The sequence below is a fragment of the Rhodococcus sp. 14-2496-1d genome, assembly GCF_002259365.1.
Taxonomy (GTDB): Bacteria; Actinomycetota; Actinomycetes; order Mycobacteriales; family Mycobacteriaceae; genus Rhodococcoides.
The window spans coordinates 283,219-302,467 of sequence record NZ_NPFV01000012.1 but is presented as its reverse complement, the minus strand read 5'-3'; the positions used below and the strand labels follow the sequence as shown (position 1 = coordinate 302,467).

General features: G+C 63.6%; 15 protein-coding genes and 2 tRNA genes. 5 read left to right on the top strand and 12 right to left on the bottom strand.

Translation table 11 applies throughout. The features are described 5' to 3' along the window. Window positions 1-561: 561 nt before the first annotated feature. The 12 genes from CH296_RS09730 to dnaA all read right to left on the bottom strand — a co-directional run bounded on the left by CH296_RS09730 (window position 562) and on the right by dnaA (window position 15,647). A tRNA-Ala gene (locus CH296_RS09730) sits at window positions 562-634 on the bottom strand. Between the two features lie 190 nt (window positions 635-824). Beyond that, window positions 825-898: transfer RNA gene (locus CH296_RS09725), tRNA-Ile, on the bottom strand. Between the two features lie 109 nt (window positions 899-1,007). Then, window positions 1,008-2,417, bottom strand: a complete 1,410-nt coding sequence (locus CH296_RS29785) for a DUF3566 domain-containing protein (RefSeq protein ID WP_306436978.1) — start codon at window positions 2,415-2,417, stop codon at window positions 1,008-1,010. Then, window positions 2,418-4,961 (bottom strand): DNA gyrase subunit A, encoded by a 2,544-nt coding sequence (gene gyrA, locus CH296_RS09715; protein WP_032396992.1) that lies wholly within the window; start codon window positions 4,959-4,961, stop codon window positions 2,418-2,420. It abuts the gene before it with no gap. Between the two features lie 68 nt (window positions 4,962-5,029). Beyond that, the gene (gene gyrB, locus CH296_RS09710; protein WP_032396991.1) at window positions 5,030-7,072 is read right to left on the bottom strand and encodes a DNA topoisomerase (ATP-hydrolyzing) subunit B; all 2,043 of its coding nucleotides are present in this window, start codon (window positions 7,070-7,072) and stop codon (window positions 5,030-5,032) included. A 257-nt stretch (window positions 7,073-7,329) separates the two neighbouring features. Then, window positions 7,330-8,427: a PDR/VanB family oxidoreductase gene (locus CH296_RS09705; protein ID WP_094684605.1), complete on the bottom strand. Its 1,098-nt coding sequence runs from the start codon at window positions 8,425-8,427 to the stop codon at window positions 7,330-7,332. 32 nt (window positions 8,428-8,459) lie between these two features. Further along, window positions 8,460-9,377, bottom strand: coding sequence for a metal-dependent hydrolase (locus CH296_RS09700; RefSeq protein WP_052049959.1), 918 nt, complete (start codon window positions 9,375-9,377; stop codon window positions 8,460-8,462). A 166-nt stretch (window positions 9,378-9,543) separates the two neighbouring features. Beyond that, window positions 9,544-10,107 carry a DUF721 family protein gene (locus CH296_RS09695; RefSeq protein WP_032396990.1) on the bottom strand — a complete coding sequence of 188 codons (564 nt, stop codon included), beginning with the start codon at window positions 10,105-10,107 and terminating at the stop codon, window positions 9,544-9,546. Beyond that, on the bottom strand, window positions 10,104-11,354 hold the full coding sequence (recF, locus tag CH296_RS09690; protein WP_094684584.1) for a DNA replication/repair protein RecF: 1,251 nt from the start codon (window positions 11,352-11,354) through the stop codon (window positions 10,104-10,106). Before recF ends, CH296_RS09695 begins: the two co-directional genes overlap by 4 nt. Continuing rightward, window positions 11,355-12,281, bottom strand: coding sequence for a phosphogluconate dehydrogenase (NAD(+)-dependent, decarboxylating) (gene gnd / locus CH296_RS09685; RefSeq protein WP_032396988.1), 927 nt, complete (start codon window positions 12,279-12,281; stop codon window positions 11,355-11,357). Between the two features lie 65 nt (window positions 12,282-12,346). Continuing rightward, the gene (dnaN, locus tag CH296_RS09680) at window positions 12,347-13,531 is read right to left on the bottom strand and encodes a DNA polymerase III subunit beta (protein WP_032396987.1); all 1,185 of its coding nucleotides are present in this window, start codon (window positions 13,529-13,531) and stop codon (window positions 12,347-12,349) included. Window positions 13,532-14,114: 583 nt separating this feature from the next. Further along, a complete protein-coding gene (dnaA, locus tag CH296_RS09675; RefSeq protein ID WP_094684604.1) occupies window positions 14,115-15,647 on the bottom strand; it encodes a chromosomal replication initiator protein DnaA in 1,533 nt (510 codons plus the stop codon). A gap of 621 nt (window positions 15,648-16,268) precedes the next feature. Between dnaA and rpmH the strand changes: the two genes are divergently transcribed. From rpmH to CH296_RS09650, 5 genes are read left to right on the top strand one after another with little or no spacing between them, the layout of a single operon-like run. After that, on the top strand, window positions 16,269-16,412 hold the full coding sequence (rpmH, locus tag CH296_RS09670; protein ID WP_026347786.1) for a 50S ribosomal protein L34: 144 nt from the start codon (window positions 16,269-16,271) through the stop codon (window positions 16,410-16,412). Window positions 16,413-16,442: 30 nt separating this feature from the next. Continuing rightward, complete coding sequence (gene rnpA, locus CH296_RS09665) at window positions 16,443-16,823, top strand: ribonuclease P protein component (RefSeq protein ID WP_032396986.1); 381 nt, start codon at window positions 16,443-16,445, stop codon at window positions 16,821-16,823. Further along, complete coding sequence (gene yidD / locus CH296_RS09660) at window positions 16,820-17,149, top strand: membrane protein insertion efficiency factor YidD (RefSeq protein WP_032396985.1); 330 nt, start codon at window positions 16,820-16,822, stop codon at window positions 17,147-17,149. The genes rnpA and yidD overlap by 4 nt, the downstream gene beginning before the upstream one ends. Before the next feature lie 4 nt (window positions 17,150-17,153). Then, a complete protein-coding gene (yidC, locus tag CH296_RS09655; protein ID WP_094646253.1) occupies window positions 17,154-18,245 on the top strand; it encodes a membrane protein insertase YidC in 1,092 nt (363 codons plus the stop codon). 25 nt (window positions 18,246-18,270) lie between these two features. Further along, window positions 18,271-18,939, top strand: a complete 669-nt coding sequence (locus tag CH296_RS09650) for a R3H domain-containing nucleic acid-binding protein (RefSeq protein WP_094646252.1) — start codon at window positions 18,271-18,273, stop codon at window positions 18,937-18,939. Window positions 18,940-19,249: the final 310 nt, after the last annotated feature.

The window sequence follows — 19,249 nt, the reverse complement described above, 5'->3', positions numbered from 1 at the left end:
CCTGATCGACACGACGAACACGGGGCGGGGACTTTCAGTTGGCCACCAGTGGGGACCTCGACCTGGCCACCAGTGGGTACTTTTTCATGGCCACGGACACAGAGTGCCGTCGAGTTCCGTCAACAGCTCTTCATGATCGAGAACACGCGTCATCTGCGGGACTCCTTAGAGATTCGAGATGCCCGAACCGCCAACCGATTCGAGACAGTGGCGAACAGCGTCCGCCGAGATCGGACGACGGCACACCCCCCTGCGGTGCGCCGTCGCGACCATCCACATCGATCCGAGAACCGACGTGCTTTGCACAGCGACCACGCTAAGGATCGAAATACGGATACGACACAGAACCGGCGACTGTCTGGACATGTGGGCGCCGAAGCACAGACCGCCTTGGGTCCGATCACAACCGGGCCGCCGAATCCGCTTCGAACCTCTCGGCACTCGAGGGCACTCGATGTCACATTCAGTGGACTTTTGGGGGGTCGATGTCACATCGAGTGGACGTGGGGCCGGTGGAGAAACGAAAAAGGACGCCCACCGAAGTGGACGTCCTATTTCTTGTGGAGCCTAGGAGATTCGAACTCCTGACATCTGCCTTGCAAAGGCAGCGCTCTACCAACTGAGCTAAGGCCCCGGGTGTTGCCGGTAATCGTAGACGAACCTTACACGTCCACTCCGAGCGATTGTCACGCGGTGGGGATGCTGTGCCAGACGCCGTCTGCGCTGCGCTGCGAGCGCACCTTCGATAGTGTCAGCACTGCAATCACCGCCGATGCGACCAGAAGAAGGATTTTCACGTCCTGCCTCTTTTCGTTCGTTCGGTGTGGGCCTAGGAGGACTTGAACCTCCGACCTCTTCCTTATCAGGGAAGCGCTCTAACCGCCTGAGCTATAGGCCCTCATCACTACTTCGGACCGAAGAAAACCTCTCCTCGAACCGAGGGATGAGATTACCGTATCGGGCCGCTGTCTTCCAAAACGGCCCGATACAGCTGTCGATGATGCAGGTCAGTCGCGGTCTGCCAGTGTCACTTCGACGCCACCGACCAGGTCCGACGACAGGTTGTAGATGAAGGCGCCGATGGTCGTCAGAGCGGTGAAGAGTACGACATTGATCACACCGATCACCGCCGCGTAGCCGAATACCTGCCCGGCGCTGACGAGTCCGCCGTCGCCGGATTCGTTGACGATCTCGGTGAACGCACTGTTGAGCCGTTCCCAGACGCCCATGCCGTCGAGCACTGCGTACAGCAGGCCGACCGACACCATCCACACGAAGAACAGTGACACTGCGATCACGAGGGCGATCTTGAGCGTCGACCACGGATCGATCTTGCGGATCTGGATGGTCGCCCGCAGGGGATCGCCGTCGGCACTGGGCACGGCCGTGATCGATGCAGGTGCCGCACGCTCGGACAGGGACGGCTCCGGGTGCCGCACCGCGGACAGATCCGGCATGTCCTTCGCCAGATCCTTGCGTTCGATGTGCCGTGTCGGTCCGTCGATGACCGCGGCCTTCGACCTGGCGGCTTCTCGCCGTTCGGTCTTGTCCTCGGTCGATTCGCGCTGGATCGGCTCGGCGGACGTGCGAGCCGATCGATCGAACTCACCGGTCGGAGGCAGTGCCGCACCGCGTCCGGAGAGGTTGGTCTGCGGCTGATTCTGCGGCTGCTGCCGATCGTCGGTTCCCTGCGATGCGGGACGCTGACCGCGCTGCCAGGGCGGGGTTCCCGAGCCACCTTGCGGACCGTCGTTCTGCTGGGCCGGCATCGCCTGAGTTGCTGCCGGACCGGCCTGGTCCTGACCCCGAGCGGCTTCCGGCGCGCGTGACGCCTCGCCGGTGGCCGTCGACTCGGCGGAGACCTCCGCAGTGCGCGCAGTCTCTCCTGGTGCCGATCGCTGTGGAGCCGAGGGCTGTGGAGCCTGCTGTCGTGGAGGTTGACCGCCCGGTGCCTGCCGCTGTGGCGGCTGGCCGTTCTGCGGCGGACCAGCGTTGGGTCGACCGGCCGGTTGCTGACCGGGTCCGGGCGGACGGCCGGGAGCCTGGGGCGGCTGGGCCTGCGCCGGACCGGCAGGAGCCTGTCCCTGCCGAGGCGCACCCTGCTCGGTAGCCCCCGGAGGAGCCTGAGGCGGCGGTCCCTGAGGTGCAGGCGGCCGCTGCGGCGGGGGTCCCTGGGCCGGACGTGCCGGACCGTTCGGAGCACCCGGTGCGGGTCGCATCGGTGGGCGTGCACCCCCCTGCGGGGCCGGACCACGGCCTGCGGCGGGCGCGGGACGAGTGGCCGGCTGCGGGCGGTTGCCCGGGCGAGCTCCCTCGGGCGGCGCGGGACGCGCGGGCTGCTCGGCCCGCGCGGCATCCCGGCTGTCCGGTCCACCGCTGGGGCCGGGCCTGCTACCAGGCCGGTTGGGAGTGCTCACTTACGACTCCTTCGCTGCATCGTCTTCGGTGCCCAGAGAATCCGGTTCGATCTCGTCGGCGTTGCGCGCGATCGCGAGCAGTGTGTCGCCTTCACCGAGATTCATCAACCGCACGCCCTTGGTCTGTCGGCCGGCCTTCCGAACCTGCTTGGCAGCGGTCCGGATCACGCCACCACTGGACGTGATGGCGTACAGCTCGTCCTCGTCGTCGACGATGAGAGCTCCCACCAGCGTGCCACGCTTCGGGTCGTACTGGATTGTCAGCACTCCCTTTCCGCCGCGGCCCTGCTGGGGGTAGTCCTCCATCGCGGTGCGCTTGGAGTATCCACCCGAGGTCGCGACCAGCAGGAACTTGTTCTCGCTGACGACGTTGAGCGAGAGCAACGCGTCCTCGCCGTTGAAGCGCATGCCCTGCACGCCCGAGGTGGCGCGGCCCATCGGGCGCAACACCTCGTCGGTGGCAGAGAACCGGATGGACTGTCCCTGCGCCGAGACCAGCAGCAGATCGTCGTCCGAGGACGCGAGAACGGCCCCGACCAACTCGTCCTCGCCGCGCAGGTTGACGGCCACGATGCCGCCGCTGCGGTTGGAGTCGAAGTCGGTCAGTCGTGACTTCTTGACCAGACCGCCCTTGGTGGCGAGCACCAGGTACGGCGCATCCTCGTAGGTCTTGATCTGGATGACCTGGGCGATGCGTTCGTCCGGCTGGAAGGCGAGCAGGTTCGCGACGTGCTGACCGCGGGCGGTCCGGTTGGCCTCGGGCAGTTCGTAGGCCTTGGCCCGGTAGACGCGCCCCTTGGTGGTGAAGAACAGGATCCAGTCGTGCGTCGAGCAGACGAAGAACTTGCTGACGATGTCGTCCTGCTTGAGCCCCGCTCCCATCACACCCTTGCCGCCGCGCTTCTGCGAGCGGTAGAGGTCGGTCTTGGTGCGCTTGGCGTAACCGGTCTCGGTGATCGTCACGACCACGTTCTCCCGGGCGATCAGATCCTCGTCGTTGACGTCCCCGTCGGCGGCGATGATGCGCGTGCGACGGTCGTCGCCGAACTTCTCGACGATCTCGGCGAGCTCGTCGCGCACGATCTGTCGCTGCCGTTCCGGCTTGGCCAGAATGTCCTGCAGGTCGGCAATGGTGCGTTCGAGTTCGGCCAGCTCGTCGATGATCTTCTGACGCTCGAGGGCTGCGAGGCGCCGCAGCTGCATGTCGAGGATGGCCTGGGCCTGAATGTCGTCGATGTCGAGCAGCGAGATCAGGCCCTGCCGCGCGTCGTCGACCGTCGGAGATGCCCGGATCAGCGCGATGACCTCGTCGAGCGCATCCAGAGCCTTGACCAGGCCGCGCAGAATGTGGGCGCGCTCTTCGGCCTTGCGCAGGCGATACCGCGTACGTCGCACGATCACGTCGAGTTGGTGAGTGACGTAGAAGCGGATCATCTGATCCAGGCGCAGCGTCCGCGGAACGCCGTCGACGATCGAGAGCATGTTCGCGCCGAAGCTCGTCTGCAGCTGCGAGTGCTTGTAGAGATTGTTGAGCACGACCTTCGCGACGGCGTCGCGCTTGATCGTGACGACGATGCGCATGCCGACACGGTCGGAGGACTCGTCGTCGATCTTGGAGATGCCCGAGAGCTTGCCGTCTCGGACCTGCTCGGCGATCGAGGTGATCAGGTTGTCCGGGTTGACCTGGTAGGGCAGCTCGGTGATGACGATCGTGGTGCGACCGTTGGAATCTTCTTCGATCTCGACGACGCCGCGCATGCGGATCGAGCCACGGCCGGTGGAGTACGCATCCTGGATGCCCTGGCCACCGACGATGAGGCCGTGGGTCGGGAAGTCGGGGCCCTTGACGCGTTCCATGCAGGCCGCGAGCGTCGCTTCTTCGTCGGCCTCGAAGTTGTCGAGGGCCCAGAACACCGCGTCGCCCAGTTCACGCAGGTTGTGCGGCGGAATGTTGGTGGCCATACCGACGGCGATGCCGTTGGAGCCGTTCATCAACAGGTTCGGCACGCGGGACGGAAGGACCGTCGGCTCTTGGGTTTTGCCGTCGTAGTTGGGGATGAAGTCGACGGTTTCCTCGTCGATGTCGCGCAACATCTCCATCGCGAGCGGAGTCAGCCGGGCCTCGGTGTAACGCATGGCAGCGGCACCGTCGTTGCCGCGGGATCCGAAGTTGCCCTGGCCGTCGACCAGCGGGTACCGCATCGACCACGGCTGGGCCAGACGCACCAGTGCGTCGTAGATCGAGGTGTCGCCGTGGGGGTGGTAGTTACCCATCGTCTCGGCAACGGGGCGTGCGGATTTGACGTAGCTGCGGTCGGGCCGGAAGCCGGAGTCGTACATCGCGTACAGCACGCGGCGGTGCACCGGCTTGAGTCCGTCACGCACCTCGGGCAGTGCGCGCCCGACGATGACGCTCATCGCGTAATCGATGTAGCTGCGCTGCATTTCCTGCTGGATGTCGACCGGATCGATCCGGTCGCCGCCCTCGGCGTTGGTGGTCGAACCCGGCGGGGGTCCTACCGGCGGTTCGGTGATGTCAGACATGCAAATCTCCTCGAGAAACGGTCACCGTCACGCACCGAGAGAACTCATCGGTGCGTGAAGGGAAGTGACTAAACGTCAAGAAAGCGAACATCTTTCGCGTTGCGGGCGATGAAGCTGCGACGCGCGGACACGTCCTCGCCCATCAGCACGCTGAACAGCTCGTCGGCTGCCGCCGCGTCGTCCAGTGTCACCAGACGCAGGACGCGCACCGACGGATCCATGGTGGTCTCCCACAGTTCCTTGGCGTTCATCTCGCCGAGGCCCTTGTAGCGCTGGACGCCGTCCTCGACGTTGATCTTGCGCTTGTTGGCGATGCCGGCCTCGAGCAGACCGTCGCGCTCGCGGTCGGAGTAGGCGAAGTCGGGTTCACCCCGGCTCCACTTCAACTTGTACAGCGGCGGCATGGCCAGGTAGACGTGGCCGTGCTCGATCAACGGTCGCATGAAGCGGAACAGCAGCGTCATCAGCAGGGTCGAGATGTGCTGGCCGTCGACGTCGGCGTCGGCCATCAGCACGATCTTGTGATAGCGAAGCTTGGTGATGTCGAACTCGTCGTGGATGCCGGTGCCGAAGGCGGTGATGATCGACTGGACCTCGTTGTTCTTGAGGACGCGGTCGATGCGAGCCTTCTCGACGTTGATGATCTTTCCGCGCAGCGGCAGGATCGCCTGGAACATCGAATCGCGTCCCGATTTGGCCGAGCCGCCGGCGGAGTCGCCCTCCACGATGTAGATCTCGGACTTGCTCGGATCGTTCGAGCGGCAGTCGGCGAGCTTGCCCGGCAGGCCTCCGATATCGGTTGCGCTCTTGCGGCGCACCAATTCTCGCGCCTTGCGTGCGGCCATCCGGGCCTGCGCGGAGGAGACCGCCTTGTTGATGATGGTCTTGGCGTCGGCAGGGTTCGATTCGAACCAGTGCGCCAGGTGCTCGTTGCATGCCTTCTGCACGAACGACCTGATCTCGGTGTTGCCGAGCTTGGTCTTGGTCTGTCCCTCGAACTGCGGCTCGCCGACCCGCACCGAGATGACTGCGGCCAGACCCTCACGGATGTCGTCGCCGGTGAGCTTGACGTCCTTCTCCTTGACGAGCTTCTTCTCGAGTGCGTACTTGTTCACCGTCGAAGTGAGCGCGGTTCGGAAGCCCTCTTCGTGGGTGCCGCCCTCGTGCGTGTTGATGGTGTTGGCGAAGGTGTGTACCGACTCGGAGTACCCGGCGTTCCACTGCATGGCGATCTCGACCTCGTGGCCCTCACCCTTACCGGTGAAGCCGACGACCGAATTGTGGATCGCGGTCTTGGTCCTGTTGATGTGCTTGACGAAGTCGACCAGGCCGTCCGGGTAGTGATAGGTCCGCTTGCGCACCTTGGCCGGCTTGGCGACGGCCGCGTCGGCCTGTTCTTCCTCGGCGGTCTTGGGTGCCTCGGCCGTCTCACCGAGTTCTTCCTCGGTGGCGTCGGTGGCTGCCACCCGCTCGTCGGTGAAGTTGATGGTCAGTCCCTTGTTCAGGAACGCCATCTCCTGCAGGCGACGATGTACGGTCTCGAAGCTGTAGTCGAGGGTCTCGAAGATCTTGCCGTCGGCCCAGAATCGTACGGTGGTGCCGGTCTCGTCGGTATCGCCGACGGTCTCGAGCGGGCTGGGCTTGGCGTAGTCGTAGGTCTGCTTGTAGCGATGACCGTCGCGCGCGATCTGCAGTTCCACCTTGGTGGAGAGTGCGTTCACCACCGAGATGCCGACGCCGTGCAGTCCACCGGAGACGGCATAGGAGTCGGAGTCGAACTTGCCGCCTGCGTGCAGCTGTGTCATGACGACCTCGACGGTGGGAACACCGGAGGCGTGCATGGCGACGGGAATTCCTCGACCGTCGTCCTTGACCTCGACGCTGCCGTCCTCGTGGATGGTGACGTCGACGGTGGACGCATAGCCGGCCATGGCCTCGTCGACGGAGTTGTCGACGACCTCCCAGATCAGGTGATGCAGGCCTCGTTCACCGGTGGAGCCGATGTACATACCGGGCCTCTTACGAACCGCTTCCAGGCCCTCGAGGACCGTGATGGACGAAGCGCCGTAATCCTTGCTGTTGTCGTTGGTACCTGACTTCTGGGCAGCCACGGTTAGCTGGTTCTCCTTCTACGCGTCCACTACCCCGCTCACACCCCGCAGGGTGCTACCGCAGGGATGGGCGCAGTCGGTTCCGGCCGCGCCCGAGTCCATGCGTTTTTTCCGGGCTTGATGTCGTACCGGTCCATAGTACTGGTTGCCTGCGACAGCATGGGCACGATGACACCCCTAAAAGGCCCCTGATTGCTTCACAGACGCATTTTTTCGATACCGGACGGCAAAGATGAAGGGTAAAACCGGCGATTCGGCTACAGATCGAGCACGATCCGTTCGCCCTCGGAACGCGACACGCAGATCAACATCTCACGCTGCTGCTCCTCGGCCGTGAGCCGATTCTCCCGATGCTGCGGTGTTCCGCTCAGTACTCGAACGCGACACGTCCCGCAGAAACCCTGCTGACAGGAGTACGCCACATCCGGGCGCAGCCGCCGAATGGCATGCAGCGCAGTCTCTTCCGGGCCGACCGTGACGATGTCACCGGAGTCGACGAGTTGGACCTCGAATTCGGCACCGTTCTTCACCGGTGGCGGCGAGAACCGCTCGAAGTGCAGATGCGTTGCGGGCAAGGAGTCGAACGAGGCCCGAACCAGGTCGATCATCGGCGGCGGCCCGCACACGTAGACCGAACCACCCGGTGCCGCGGCACCGAGCAGATCCATGCTCGACGGCATGCCGTCCACATCGTCGGTCCGCACCGTGACACGATCGGCCTCCCAGCCGGCGATCTCGTCGAGGAACGGCATCGATTCGCGCGAACGGCCGCAGTAGACCAAGTGCCAGTCCATTCCCGTCCGGCGAGCGCGACGGACCATCGAGATGATCGCGGTGATACCGATTCCTCCCGCCACGAACAGTGCATGCTCGGACTGTACGAACGGAAAACCGTTGCGCGGCCCCCGAATCGAGACTTCGGTGCCGACCGGGAGATCGTGCATCTCGCGCGACCCGCCGCCGCCGTCGGGCACCAGGCGCACCGCGATGGAGTACGCGTCGGCATCCGGATCGCCACACAACGAGTACTGCCGACGGCGGCCGGACGGGAGATAGAAGTCCAGATGCATTCCCGGTGCCCACGCAGGCAACACCGCTCCGTCGGCCGCGGCGAACGTCAGTCGGACCACGTGCTCGTCCACGCAGAGCACTTCGCGTGAGACCAAGGTCAGTACGCGGGTCCGTACGACGGGCGGTGCCGCGAACGACGCGTCGTAGTCGTCACCGTCGAGCAGCGCGAACCATTTGTCGAGCGCGTCGGTCACCAGTGACACGGTCTGATCGGGCTCGTCGCGGCCGTACAGATTCTTCGGAATCGTGCGTCCCAGTCGGAACGAGTCCACCTTCTGCGCCATTGCGCCGAGCTTGCTCCGCAACGTGCGTTTGGTCATCGATCGGCGGACCGAGCTGCCGGTGAGGTGGCCAGATACTGCACTGCCTGCGCCGTCGACCCTTCCTGCGAAGGGTGGTACGTGCGCTTGAAGTAGCGCAGCGACGCTTTCACCATCGACATCGGGGTCGGGAACAGACCCGCAGCGGCCACTCGGCGAAACTCTCGGAACGACGGTGTGCGCTGCTTGGCGGGAAGGTGCGCCAGCGTCGGATCCTGGCTCATGAGAAAGCGAACACCGCGGGTCCAGAACCACACGAGCGTGGGCGCGATGACGACGTAGGTTCGGATCCGGCGGGCCGGGCGGACGTCGAAGTACCGCATCACCTCGTAGGCCACCGATCGATGCTCGACTTCTTCGGCTCCGTGCCACCGCAGCAGGTCCAGCATGATCGGATCGATGTCCGCCTCGTCCAACGCCGTGGCATTGAGAACCCAATCGCCGAGAAAAGCGGTCAAGTGCTCGGCGGCGGCGATCAGGGCGAGACGTTCGACAAGGCTGTTCTGGCCGTGGCCGGTCCGGTTGCCGAGAGCACGGCCGAACAGGAACTTCATCTGATCGACGTACGGATCGACGTCGATGCCGTGGGCCCGAAGCTGATCGTGCACATCGGTGTGCGCCTGCGCGTGCATCGCTTCCTGACCGATGAATCCGATCACGTCGTCGCGCAGCTGATCGTCGTGGATGAGTGGCAGCGCCTCCTTGAACGTGCGCACGAACCACTCCTCACCCTCGGGCAGGAGCAGGTGCATCACGTTGATCAGGTGCGTCGCGAGTGGGTTGCCATCCATGTAATGCAGCGGCAGCGAGTTCCAATCGAACTCCACGTTCCGCGCGTGCAGGATGACGCGATCTTCGGGGGTTCCGTCCACATCGACGGCTGCTGTCGATGTCTTCTTCGTTGGTGCAGACACAACTTCTCCTCGTCCGATGCGCACAGAACAGTAAATCGGTCCCCCGACCGTTGCGTGTCCCGAATCACGCTACGCACATCGACCATGTCACAGCAACACTGGCCCCAACATCTGTTGAGAATCACCTGGACCAGGAGATTCCGAAAGCGAAGGTTGGGACCTCTCACTATCCGTACGTGTCCCGCGGCCCTCGTCCCCGGACGTGCCGTTCGCCTTTTCTCCAACTCTGGGTCGTCGGACCGGTGATGCGTAGCGAGGTCACCACGCCGTGACCGACGGCGGCTGCGATCTTGGCCAGAATCTGCGACTGCATCAGCCTCAACTGGGTCGCCCACGCCGTGGACTCGGCGGAAATACTCAACACTCCGTCCTTGAGACCGGTGGGGTCCGCATGAGCCGAGATGTCCTCGCCGACCACGCTCGGCCACCGGCCGAGCACCGCGCCCTCCGACACCTTCGCCGACCATCCGCGCTTGGACGCGATCGAGTTCGCCAGCGCCCCGAACGCCTGGGGATCACGGTCGTCCGGCCCCGCTCCCGACCAGCCCCGGCGACGACGCCCCCGCAGTGCTCTGACTCCGCCTGTCGGTGACGACCGTCCCTGTCCCACCGATTTGCCGCTGGCCTTGGCTGCGGCTCGGGCGTCCTCGAGTGCTCGACGCGCCAGATCCACGCCTTTCAGTTCCGGTACGTCACCGTTGTCCGTGGGAGTCGCGTCGTCGTCGGTCATCGATCCTCACCTTCCGAACGTGCGATGTCGATATCGTCCGACAAGTCCGAGATACGCGAGATACGTCCTGCTGCACCGGGATCCGCGCTCTGCTTCGCTTCCACTCCGTAGCGACGAGCGTCCAGCTCGGGTGGTACGTCCTCGGGTACCGCGGCCGTGATGAGCACCTGCTCGGCACCGGCCGCCACCGTCGCCAGCGCGGCACGCCGTTTGCGGTCGAGTTCGGCGAAGACGTCGTCGAGCATCAGTACCGGGTCGGTACCGTCCTCCCGCAACAAGGCAAAGGAGCCGAGCCGCAGAGACAACGCGTACGACCACGATTCACCATGGCTGGCAAAGCCTTTCGTCGGTTGGTCACCGAGCATCAGTTCCAGGTCGTCGCGGTGCGGTCCGACCAGGCAGACCCCGCGTTCGATTTCACGCTGTCTCATCACCGAAAGTTGGTGGAGGAAGGCAGCTTCGAGAACTTCTGTGTCGTCGGGCTCGGGCGCACGGTCGGCATCGGAGAACTCCGGTGGGAGCGCCTCGGCCAGACTGCAGCGATAGGCGACGGCAGCCAACCGCGACTCGGGTGCGATCGAACTGTAGGCCTGTTGCACGAACGGCATCAGCTCGTGCACCAAAGCTATTCTGGCAGCGAGCAATCGAGCTCCGTGCGCTGCCAGATGACCATCCCAGACGTCCAGGGTGGCGAGCGCACTCGCGCCGTCGCCCGAGGACGATCCGCGACGCAGCGATCCACTCGCCGTCTTGAGCAGAGCCGATCGTTGCCGCAGCACCTTGTCGTAATCGGCACGGACGGTGGCCATTCGAGGAATCCGAGTGGTCAGTAGCTCGTCGAGATAGCGGCGTCGCTCGCCGGGATCGCCGCGCACGAGCGAAAGATCCTCGGGAGCGAACAGCACACTCTGCAACACCCCCAGAATCTCACGGGGGCGCCGCAGCGGAGACCTGTTCATCCGAGCCTTGTTGGCTCTGCCTTCGAGGAGCTCGACATCGATGATCAGTTCGCGACCGTGATTGACCACGGCACTGCCCACGAAGGCCTTGGCAGCACCGGCTCGAATCATGGGAGCGTCCGACGACACACGATGCGAGGACAACGTCGACAGATAGTTGAGCGACTCGAGCAGATTGGTCTTGCCGTGTCCGTTGGGCCCCACGAACACGGTCGAGCCCGGTCCGAGGTCGACGGTGAGATCGTCCCAGGATCGAAAATCGTGCAGCTGCAGAGACCGAACGAACACTTACTCGGTGTTCTTCGGCGCCGGGGCGCGCAGGGTCTCGTCGGCATCGGCCTTCTTCACCGCGTGCCCGCCGAACTGGTTGCGCAGTGCGGAAACAGCCTTCATTGCCGGTGAATCCTCTTGCCGCGACGCAAATCTCGCGAACAGGGCCGCGGAGATGACCGGTGCGGGGACCGCGTGACGAATGGCCTCCTCGACGGTCCAACGGCCCTCACCGGAATCCTCGGTGTAGCCGGAGATCGCACTGAATTCCGGATCCTGGCCCAGCGCTTCGACCAACAGGTCGAGCAGCCACGATCGCACGACCGTTCCCTTGCTCCAGGCTCGCAGTACGCCCTGGACATCCTGCACGAGTTCTTCGGCCTCGAGGATCTCGTAACCCTCGGCGTACGCCTGCATCAACCCGTACTCGATGCCGTTGTGCACCATCTTCGAGTAGTGGCCTGCACCGACCGGACCGGCGTGCACGAAACCGTCCGCACGCTCGCCTTCGGGACGCAAGGCGTCGAAGATCGGCATCGCCCGAGCGACGTGCTCGTCCTGACCGCCGACCATCAGGCCGTAGCCGTTCTTCAGGCCCCAGACGCCACCGGATACTCCGGCGTCGATGTAGCCGATTCCCTTGGCGTCCAACAGCTCTGCGTTGGGCTTGTCGTCGGTGAATCGAGAATTTCCGCCGTCGATCACCAGATCGCCCGGCTCGAGCACATCGGCCAGACCGGTGATGGTGTCGCGGGTGATCTTGCCCGACGGAACCATCACCCACACCACACGAGGCGCCGTCAGCGCCTGCGCCAGACCGGCCAGTGACGGAGTATCGGTCACCTCCGGTCGGGGGTCGTAGCCGACCACCTCGTGACCGTGCTCACGCAGTCTCTCGCGCATGTTGAAGCCCATTTTTCCGAGACCGACCAAGCCCAGCTGCATGATGAGGCGTCCTTGTCTGTGTCAGGTGCGAAAGTTCGCGCGGGTTCAACAGTAACCAGACCGGATCAGCCCGGCAGCCTGACCGGCATCAGCAAGTACGTGTACTCGGACTGCGGCGCCGCGAACTTGCCCGCGTCGTCGGGCACCAGTTCCTCGTCCGAGGTCGGCCGCAGCACTGCGGGTCGGCTCGGCGTCGTGAATCCGAACGTGACCTTCTCGCTGTGCAGCGACGACAGGCCGTCGATGAGGTAACCGGGGTTGAACGCGATGGTCAGAGCCTCGCCCTGGAAATCGGCAGGCAGCGCCTCCTCGGCGCGACCTGCATCGTCTCCACCTGCGGAGAGCAACACACCCTCGCCGTTGAACTCCAGTCGAACCTGCGCGCCACGCTCGGCGACGAGAGCCACACGCTTGATCGCCTCGATCAGCGATGCGATCTCGAGGGTCGCCACCGCAGTGTGTTCGGCCGGCAGCAACTGACGGAACTTCGGGAATTCGGCGTCGAGCAGACGCGTCGTGGTGCGGCGCCCATCGCTGACGATGCCGAGCAGCCCGTCACTACCGATGGTCGAACCGGAACCGAGGGCCAGTTCGACGGGTGAGCCGGAGTTACCGCCGAGGGTTTTGGCCGACTCTGACAGGGTCTTGGCCGGGATAAGCACCGCGGTGGTGGTATCGGCACCGGCGGGAGTCCACTCCACCTCTCGAACAGCCAACCGGAAACGGTCGGTGGCCGCGAGAACGACGTTGGTGCCGTCGATCTCGACGCGGATGCCGGTGAGCATCGGCAGTGTGTCGTCCTTGCCCGCCGCCACTGCGACCTGGGCAATTGCCTCGGAGAAGACATCGCCGGCCAGCGAACCGGTGTTGTTGGGCAGCTCGGGGAGCTGCGGGTAGTCCTCCACCGGCATCGTGGGCAGCGAGAACTTGGCGCTGCCGCAGTTGACCAGAACGCGGGTTCCGTCGACGGTGACGTCGACCGGCTTGTTCGGCAACGACTTGGTGATATCGGCAAGTAGCTTGCCCGACACCAGAACTCGGCCGGCAGTGGCAACTTCGGCGGAGACCTTGACCTGAGCGGAGACCTCGTAGTCGAATCCGGAGACCGTCAGACCCTGCTCGTCGGCGGCAAGAAGAACTCCACCGAGAACGGGAACGGGCGGCCGGGACGGCAGGCTACGAGCCACCCACGCGACGGAATCGGAAAAATCTTCACGAGCAACGCGAAACTTCAAACTTCCAAGCTCCATCGCTCGGCATTTCCTCTCGTTCGGTGGCGTTCGTCTTCACGATCCGGCGGTGCAACCACGATGGTTGCCGCTCGAACCGATGCAACGACGAGTGTGGCACATCCAGCGCAAGCACACCGTATGCCCTCCGAACCCAAGACGGAAGCGCGAGGGTCTCGCCGAACTCGGGATTCGGGTGTCCCCGAGGGGCCTGTGAACGGATCGTTCCCCAACACCTGTTTTCAAAGAAGTTCTTTCAAGGAGAAAACAGAAGGATTAATAGGTCCTGTGGAATCTGTGCACGGACCACTCGATCCGCTGGTGGCCGAGCGTGGTGTCGTGGGGATGAACTCGGGACCAATTCGTGGTTGACGAACCGCTGCCTGTGGACGAATCACATCGGTGCACAGGCGCCCACACTCCATCCCCAGAACTTCGATGTTGTCCACATGGTTATCCACAGGTGTGAATCAATGGTCGACGCCTCGAAAAATCACCGAATCCGCGTCGAGAATCGGTCCGCCGAACGACGAGAAAAGCACGACGGCACCGAACCCGCGATGGGATTCGGTGCCGTCCGACGAGTCGGTCCATGCCGGGTCGTCTACCTCTTCGAGCGCTGCTTGATCCGCGCCGTCAGCTCCTGAACCTGGTCGTAGACCTTGCGACGCTCGGTCATCTCCTTGCGGATCTTCTTGTCCGCGTACATCACCGTCGTGTGGTCGCGACCGAACGTCTGGCCGATCTTGGGCAGCGACAGATCGGTGAGCTCACGGCAGAGATACATCGCGATCTGCCTGGCCATGGCCAATGCTCGGGCCTTACCCGGACCGCACAGGTCCTCGATCGACGTGTTGAAGTACTCCGCGGTCACGGCCATGATCGTGGCCGCGTTGATCTCCAGACTCGACGAATCGGGGATGAGATCGCGCAGAACCACCTCGGCCAGGGTGAGGTCGAGTGCCTGTCCGTTCAGCGATGCGAAGGCCGTCACTCGAATGAGGGCACCTTCGAGCTCACGAATGTTGCGTTCGATCCGGCTGGCGATGAGCTCGAGCACGTCGTGCGGCACATCGAGCCGATCCATCCGAGCCTTCTTGCTCAGAATTGCGATTCGCGTCTCGAGCTCGGGTGGCTGCACATCGGTGATCAGGCCCCACTCGAAGCGGGTACGAAGTCGCTCCTCGAGCGTGGCCAGTTGCTTCGGTGGCCGGTCCGACGAGACGACGATCTGTTTGTTCGCGTTGTGCAAGGTGTTGAAGGTGTGGAAGAACTCCTCCTGGATGCCTTCCTTGCCCTCGATGAACTGGATGTCGTCGACGAGCAGCACGTCGGTCTCCCGGTAGCGGCGCTTGAACGCCACCTTCCGGTCGTCACGAAGACTGTTGATGAAGTCGTTGGTGAATTCCTCGGTCGAGACGTACTTGACGCGCATGCCCGGGAACAACCGCTGCGCGTAGTGGCCGGCCGCGTGCAGCAGATGCGTCTTGCCCAGACCCGACGCCCCCCAGACGAACAGTGGGTTGTAGGCGCGAGCAGGTGCCTCGGCGATGGCCACCGCGGCTGCGTGTGCGAATCGATTGGAGGCACCGATGACGAACGTGTCGAAGGTGTACTTCGAGTTGAGGCTGTTGGCGCCCGAGGACGGTGGCGTCGAGTCGGGAGGCTTGGTGAAATACGTCGGCCAGGAGTTCTGGACGCTGGCCAAGGCCTCGCGTTCGTCGTCGACCTCTTCGTAGTCGGCGGTTTCGGAGTCCGACGGCTCGTCGTCTCTGCTGGTCAGGATTCGGCGTCGGTAGGTAGGAGAACTGACTGCATCGGTGTACGTGGATCGCTCGGCCTCGATCTTCTCGTCCTCGGGAGCCGAGATACGCACACCGAGTCCCTCGACACCCTGTCCCAGGTGACGCCCGAGGGCGCCGAGGATGGGTTCGCGAAGATCTCGCTCGATCGCTTCCTGCGCGAAGGTCGACGGAACTGCGAGCAGTGCGAACCCCTGCGTCAAGGTCAGCGGTTTGACCAGCGCGAGCCAGGCCTTCTGGCCTTTGGTCAGCGGCGACCCACTGTGTCGGTCGGATGTGAGCTCCGCGACCACCTCGGGCCAGATGCGCGCGAGCGCATCCGGATCGTCGTTCACGTTGGGCCCTCCGTCGTCGAGCATTGGTCTCGGGCGGTGTTCGACGCGTGAATTCGTGCGTCGTTTCGTACCCGCGCAGCAACATCGTCGGATAGCGTCGTCGTTCGTGCGTCGCTGCGGCCGAGACCAGGGTCCGTGGGTGGACCCCGCAAGGTACGAATATGCCACCTGAACTGTGTTTCCACACAATTATCCACAGGTGTGGATAAACGACACCGATGTGACCCCAGAACGCGTTTCGGTTCGTGGTATGGCGTTTGCGACAGTCTGACCTGCATCGATGCCGACTGTCTGTCGTGCGATCGGACTAATTGTGTCGCAGTGCCTGCTCGTTCGGCGGCGATGTCGAGCACCGTCGCACCATCGGTGGCCCCGGACCGGCACTGCCTGTGCATGAACGACGGCACGGTGCGCTCGGGAGCGAGTTTGACCGGCAGTGACTCGATCAGTACTCTCGAACAGTCACCCAATAGCGAGGTGGCCGATGCTTGCTGGCTGCTCACAGTCTGTCTTCACTCGGATTTCTCGCTCGGGAGGCTAGCGACTTCATCCGAACTCGCTGAGAACCTTTACAGCAGGCGCCGACAGATCGGCGTCGTCGAATCTCGAGGAGTGTTGACCGTGGCCAAGGGCAAGCGGACGTTCCAGCCGAACAATCGCCGCCGCGCGCGCGTTCATGGCTTCCGTCTTCGTATGCGTACCCGTGCGGGTCGTGCAATCGTTTCCGCACGTCGCGGCAAGGGCCGTAAAGAACTCACAGCCTGATATCTGTTCGTCCGAAGCTTGGAGCTCGGGATGCTTCCTGAGCCGAATCGACTACACCGAGCACGTGATTTCTCCGTAGCGGTGCGTCGAGGACGCCGAATGGGTAGATCGGATCTTGTGGTTCACGCCGTCGTGCGTGACGAACAGGACATCGCATCGACCGTTCGCGGGCCACGATTCGGATTGATCGTCAGCAAGGCAGTCGGGCCGGCCGTAACTCGTCATCGAGTTGCGCGCCGGCTTCGGCATATCTGTACCGACGTCATCGGTGAGCTCCCCGAGACCACCGACGTGGTGATCCGTGCACTGCCCGGAGCCGCGCGCGCGTCCTCGGCAGATCTATCGATTCAACTGCGTTCAGGATTGAAGAAGCTCGGTCTTCTCGAAGCTCCGAAGGGTCCGCCGTCATGACATTCATGGGCAACCTTCGTTCCATTCCTGCTCGAACACTCGTCTACGTCATCGGGTTGTACCGGACATACGTGTCCCCGATGAGACCTCCCACCTGTCGCTTCTCCCCCACCTGCAGCGAGTACGCCATCGAGGCACTCCAGGTGCACGGAATGACGAAGGGCTCGTTGCTGGCAGTCGTCCGCCTCCTCAAATGTGCTCCCTGGCACTCTGGAGGGTGGGACCCGGTACCCGAACCCGGTAGGTGGCGCGCGATCGTCACCGAACCTACCGAAACCGAAGAACACCACGATCTCGTGCGAGTGGAAGAACAGAGGAGTACATAGAGCCGTGCTCGACTTCATTTACTACCCGGTTGCCTGGATTCTCTGGGTGTGGCACAAGGTGTTCGGCTTTGTGTTCCAGGATCCCAGCAATGGGTTCGCCTGGGCACTGTCCGTCGTCTTCCTGGTCTTCACCCTCCGCCTGATTCTGTACAAGCCCTTCGTCAAGCAGGTTCGCACCACGCGGCAGATGCAGGAGCTACAGCCGCAGATCAAAGCGCTGCAGAAGAAGTACGGCAAAGACAAGCAGAAGATGGCCGTCGAGATGCAGAAGCTCCAGAAGGAGCACGGCTTCAATCCGCTGATGGGCTGCTTGCCGGTGCTGGCGCAGGCGCCTGTGTTCATCGGCCTGTTCCACGTACTGCGCTCGTTCAACCGCACCGGTACCGGTTTCGGTCAGCTCGGGTTGACTCCCGAGGAGAACCGCGAGCTGTCGAACTACGCGTTCAACGTGGCGGACGTGCAGTCCTTCCTGGACGCCCGCCTGTTCGGTGCACCGATCTCGGCGTGGATCACGATGCCGCAGGACCAGCTCAATGCATTCGCCGTAGGACCGGATGCGACCATTCCGTCCACCTGGGTCATCGCAGCAGTCTCCATCCCGCTGATGATCATCGCGGCCATCATGACGCACCTGAACTCGCGCGCATCGGTCGCGCGTCAGAGCGCGGCGGCCGCAGCGAACCCGCAGTCCGCGATCATGAACAAGCTCGCGCTGTACGTCTTCCCGCTCGGTGTTCTCGTGTTCGGTGCCCTGCTGCCCGTCGCGATCCTGCTGTACTGGGTCAGCAACAACACCTGGACCTACGCGCAGCAGCACCTGGTGTTCGGAAAGATCGACAAGGAAGAAGCCGCGAAGGTCGCTGCCGCAGTGGAGAAGCGTTCCGAGAACGCGCCCAAGCCCGGTGTGAAGCCGGTATCGACCACCAAGCCGAAGCCAGGTGCTCGTCCCAAGCTCTCGAAGATGACGCCGACGAGCGATTCGTCCGTGGCGGAGACCGCCGATGGCAGTTCCGGTTCGACGACCGGTGCCACAACGCCGGCGAAACCGAGACCGCAGGCGAACCGGAACAAGTCGACCAAGCGCAAGCGGCGCTGACCGACACGTCGAGAGAAGGACGAACATGGCAGCGGACGTAGAAGAAGCACAGAACGACGAAGTACGGACAACCGGCGCGGTATCCGGGGATGGAGCGAGTGACGTGGTGGTCGAGGCCGATCAGGTGGGTGCAGTCGACGCGGAGGCAGATCAGGCTCCTGTGGTCGAGGAATCCGATGACTCGGGAGTGGTCGAGGACAAGACCGACGAGGATGACGAGGACGAGGACGACGAAGATTATCTGGTCGAGGAAGGCGAGATTGCCGGCGACTACCTCGAGCAACTTCTGGACGTCCTGGACTTCGACGGCGACATCGATCTCGACGTGGAGGGTGATCGCGCGATCGTCAGCATCGACGGCGGCGACGATCTCGCCAAGCTCGTCGGTCGCAAGGGCGAAGTTCTCGATGCACTGCAGGAGCTGACTCGCCTCGCCGTTCAGCAGTCGACGGGTGAGCGCAGCAAGCTGATGCTCGACGTCGCCGGCTGGCGCGCCAACCGGCGAACGGAACTCGGCAACCTCGGTGCCGAAGCAGCGCGGCGCGTTCTCGAATCCGGTGAACGCGAAGAACTGACCCCGATGACTCCGTTCGAGCGAAAGATCGTGCACGACGCGGTCGCCAAGATCGACGGCGTCGCGAGCGAAAGCACCGGCGTCGAGCCGGCCCGACGAGTAGTCGTCGTCAAGGCGTAACTGAGCCTCCCAGTCGATGGCCCCCACTTCGGTGGGGGCCATCGACGTATCCGGATGTAGCCGCACATCCTGGCAAATATCATCGATGTAATTTGTGCGCCGAGCAGACGACGATGTTGCCGGTTCGATCGATTTCCTCGCCGAATTACCAGATCCAGGCATCCAGTGCGCTTTCGTCACTGTGACGGCAACTATGGCGGTGTGACGCGTCGGTATCGAGCGCACATTGTGCGGAATGTTTCACGTGAAACGTGCGACATCGATGTCGTCATCGTCCAACCATGTTGCGTCCGTCGCAGTGCTGTTCTCG

What these genes read in the sequence shown, in the direction of transcription:
- gyrA (WP_032396992.1), bottom strand. Translation starts at nt 4,961, where the DNA reads ATGTCTGACATCACCGAACCGCCGGTAGGACCCCCGCCGGGTTCGACC.
- CH296_RS09705 (WP_094684605.1), bottom strand. Translation starts at nt 8,427, where the DNA reads ATGGCGCAGAAGGTGGACTCGTTCCGACTGGGACGCACGATTCCGAAG.
- CH296_RS09695 (WP_032396990.1), bottom strand. Translation starts at nt 10,107, where the DNA reads ATGACCGACGACGACGCGACTCCCACGGACAACGGTGACGTACCGGAA.
- gnd (WP_032396988.1), bottom strand. Translation starts at nt 12,281, where the DNA reads ATGCAGCTGGGCTTGGTCGGTCTCGGAAAAATGGGCTTCAACATGCGC.
- dnaN (WP_032396987.1), bottom strand. Translation starts at nt 13,531, where the DNA reads ATGGAGCTTGGAAGTTTGAAGTTTCGCGTTGCTCGTGAAGATTTTTCC.
- rnpA (WP_032396986.1), top strand. Translation starts at nt 16,443, where the DNA reads ATGCTTCCTGAGCCGAATCGACTACACCGAGCACGTGATTTCTCCGTA.
- yidD (WP_032396985.1), top strand. Translation starts at nt 16,820, where the DNA reads ATGACATTCATGGGCAACCTTCGTTCCATTCCTGCTCGAACACTCGTC.
- CH296_RS09650 (WP_094646252.1), top strand. Translation starts at nt 18,271, where the DNA reads ATGGCAGCGGACGTAGAAGAAGCACAGAACGACGAAGTACGGACAACC.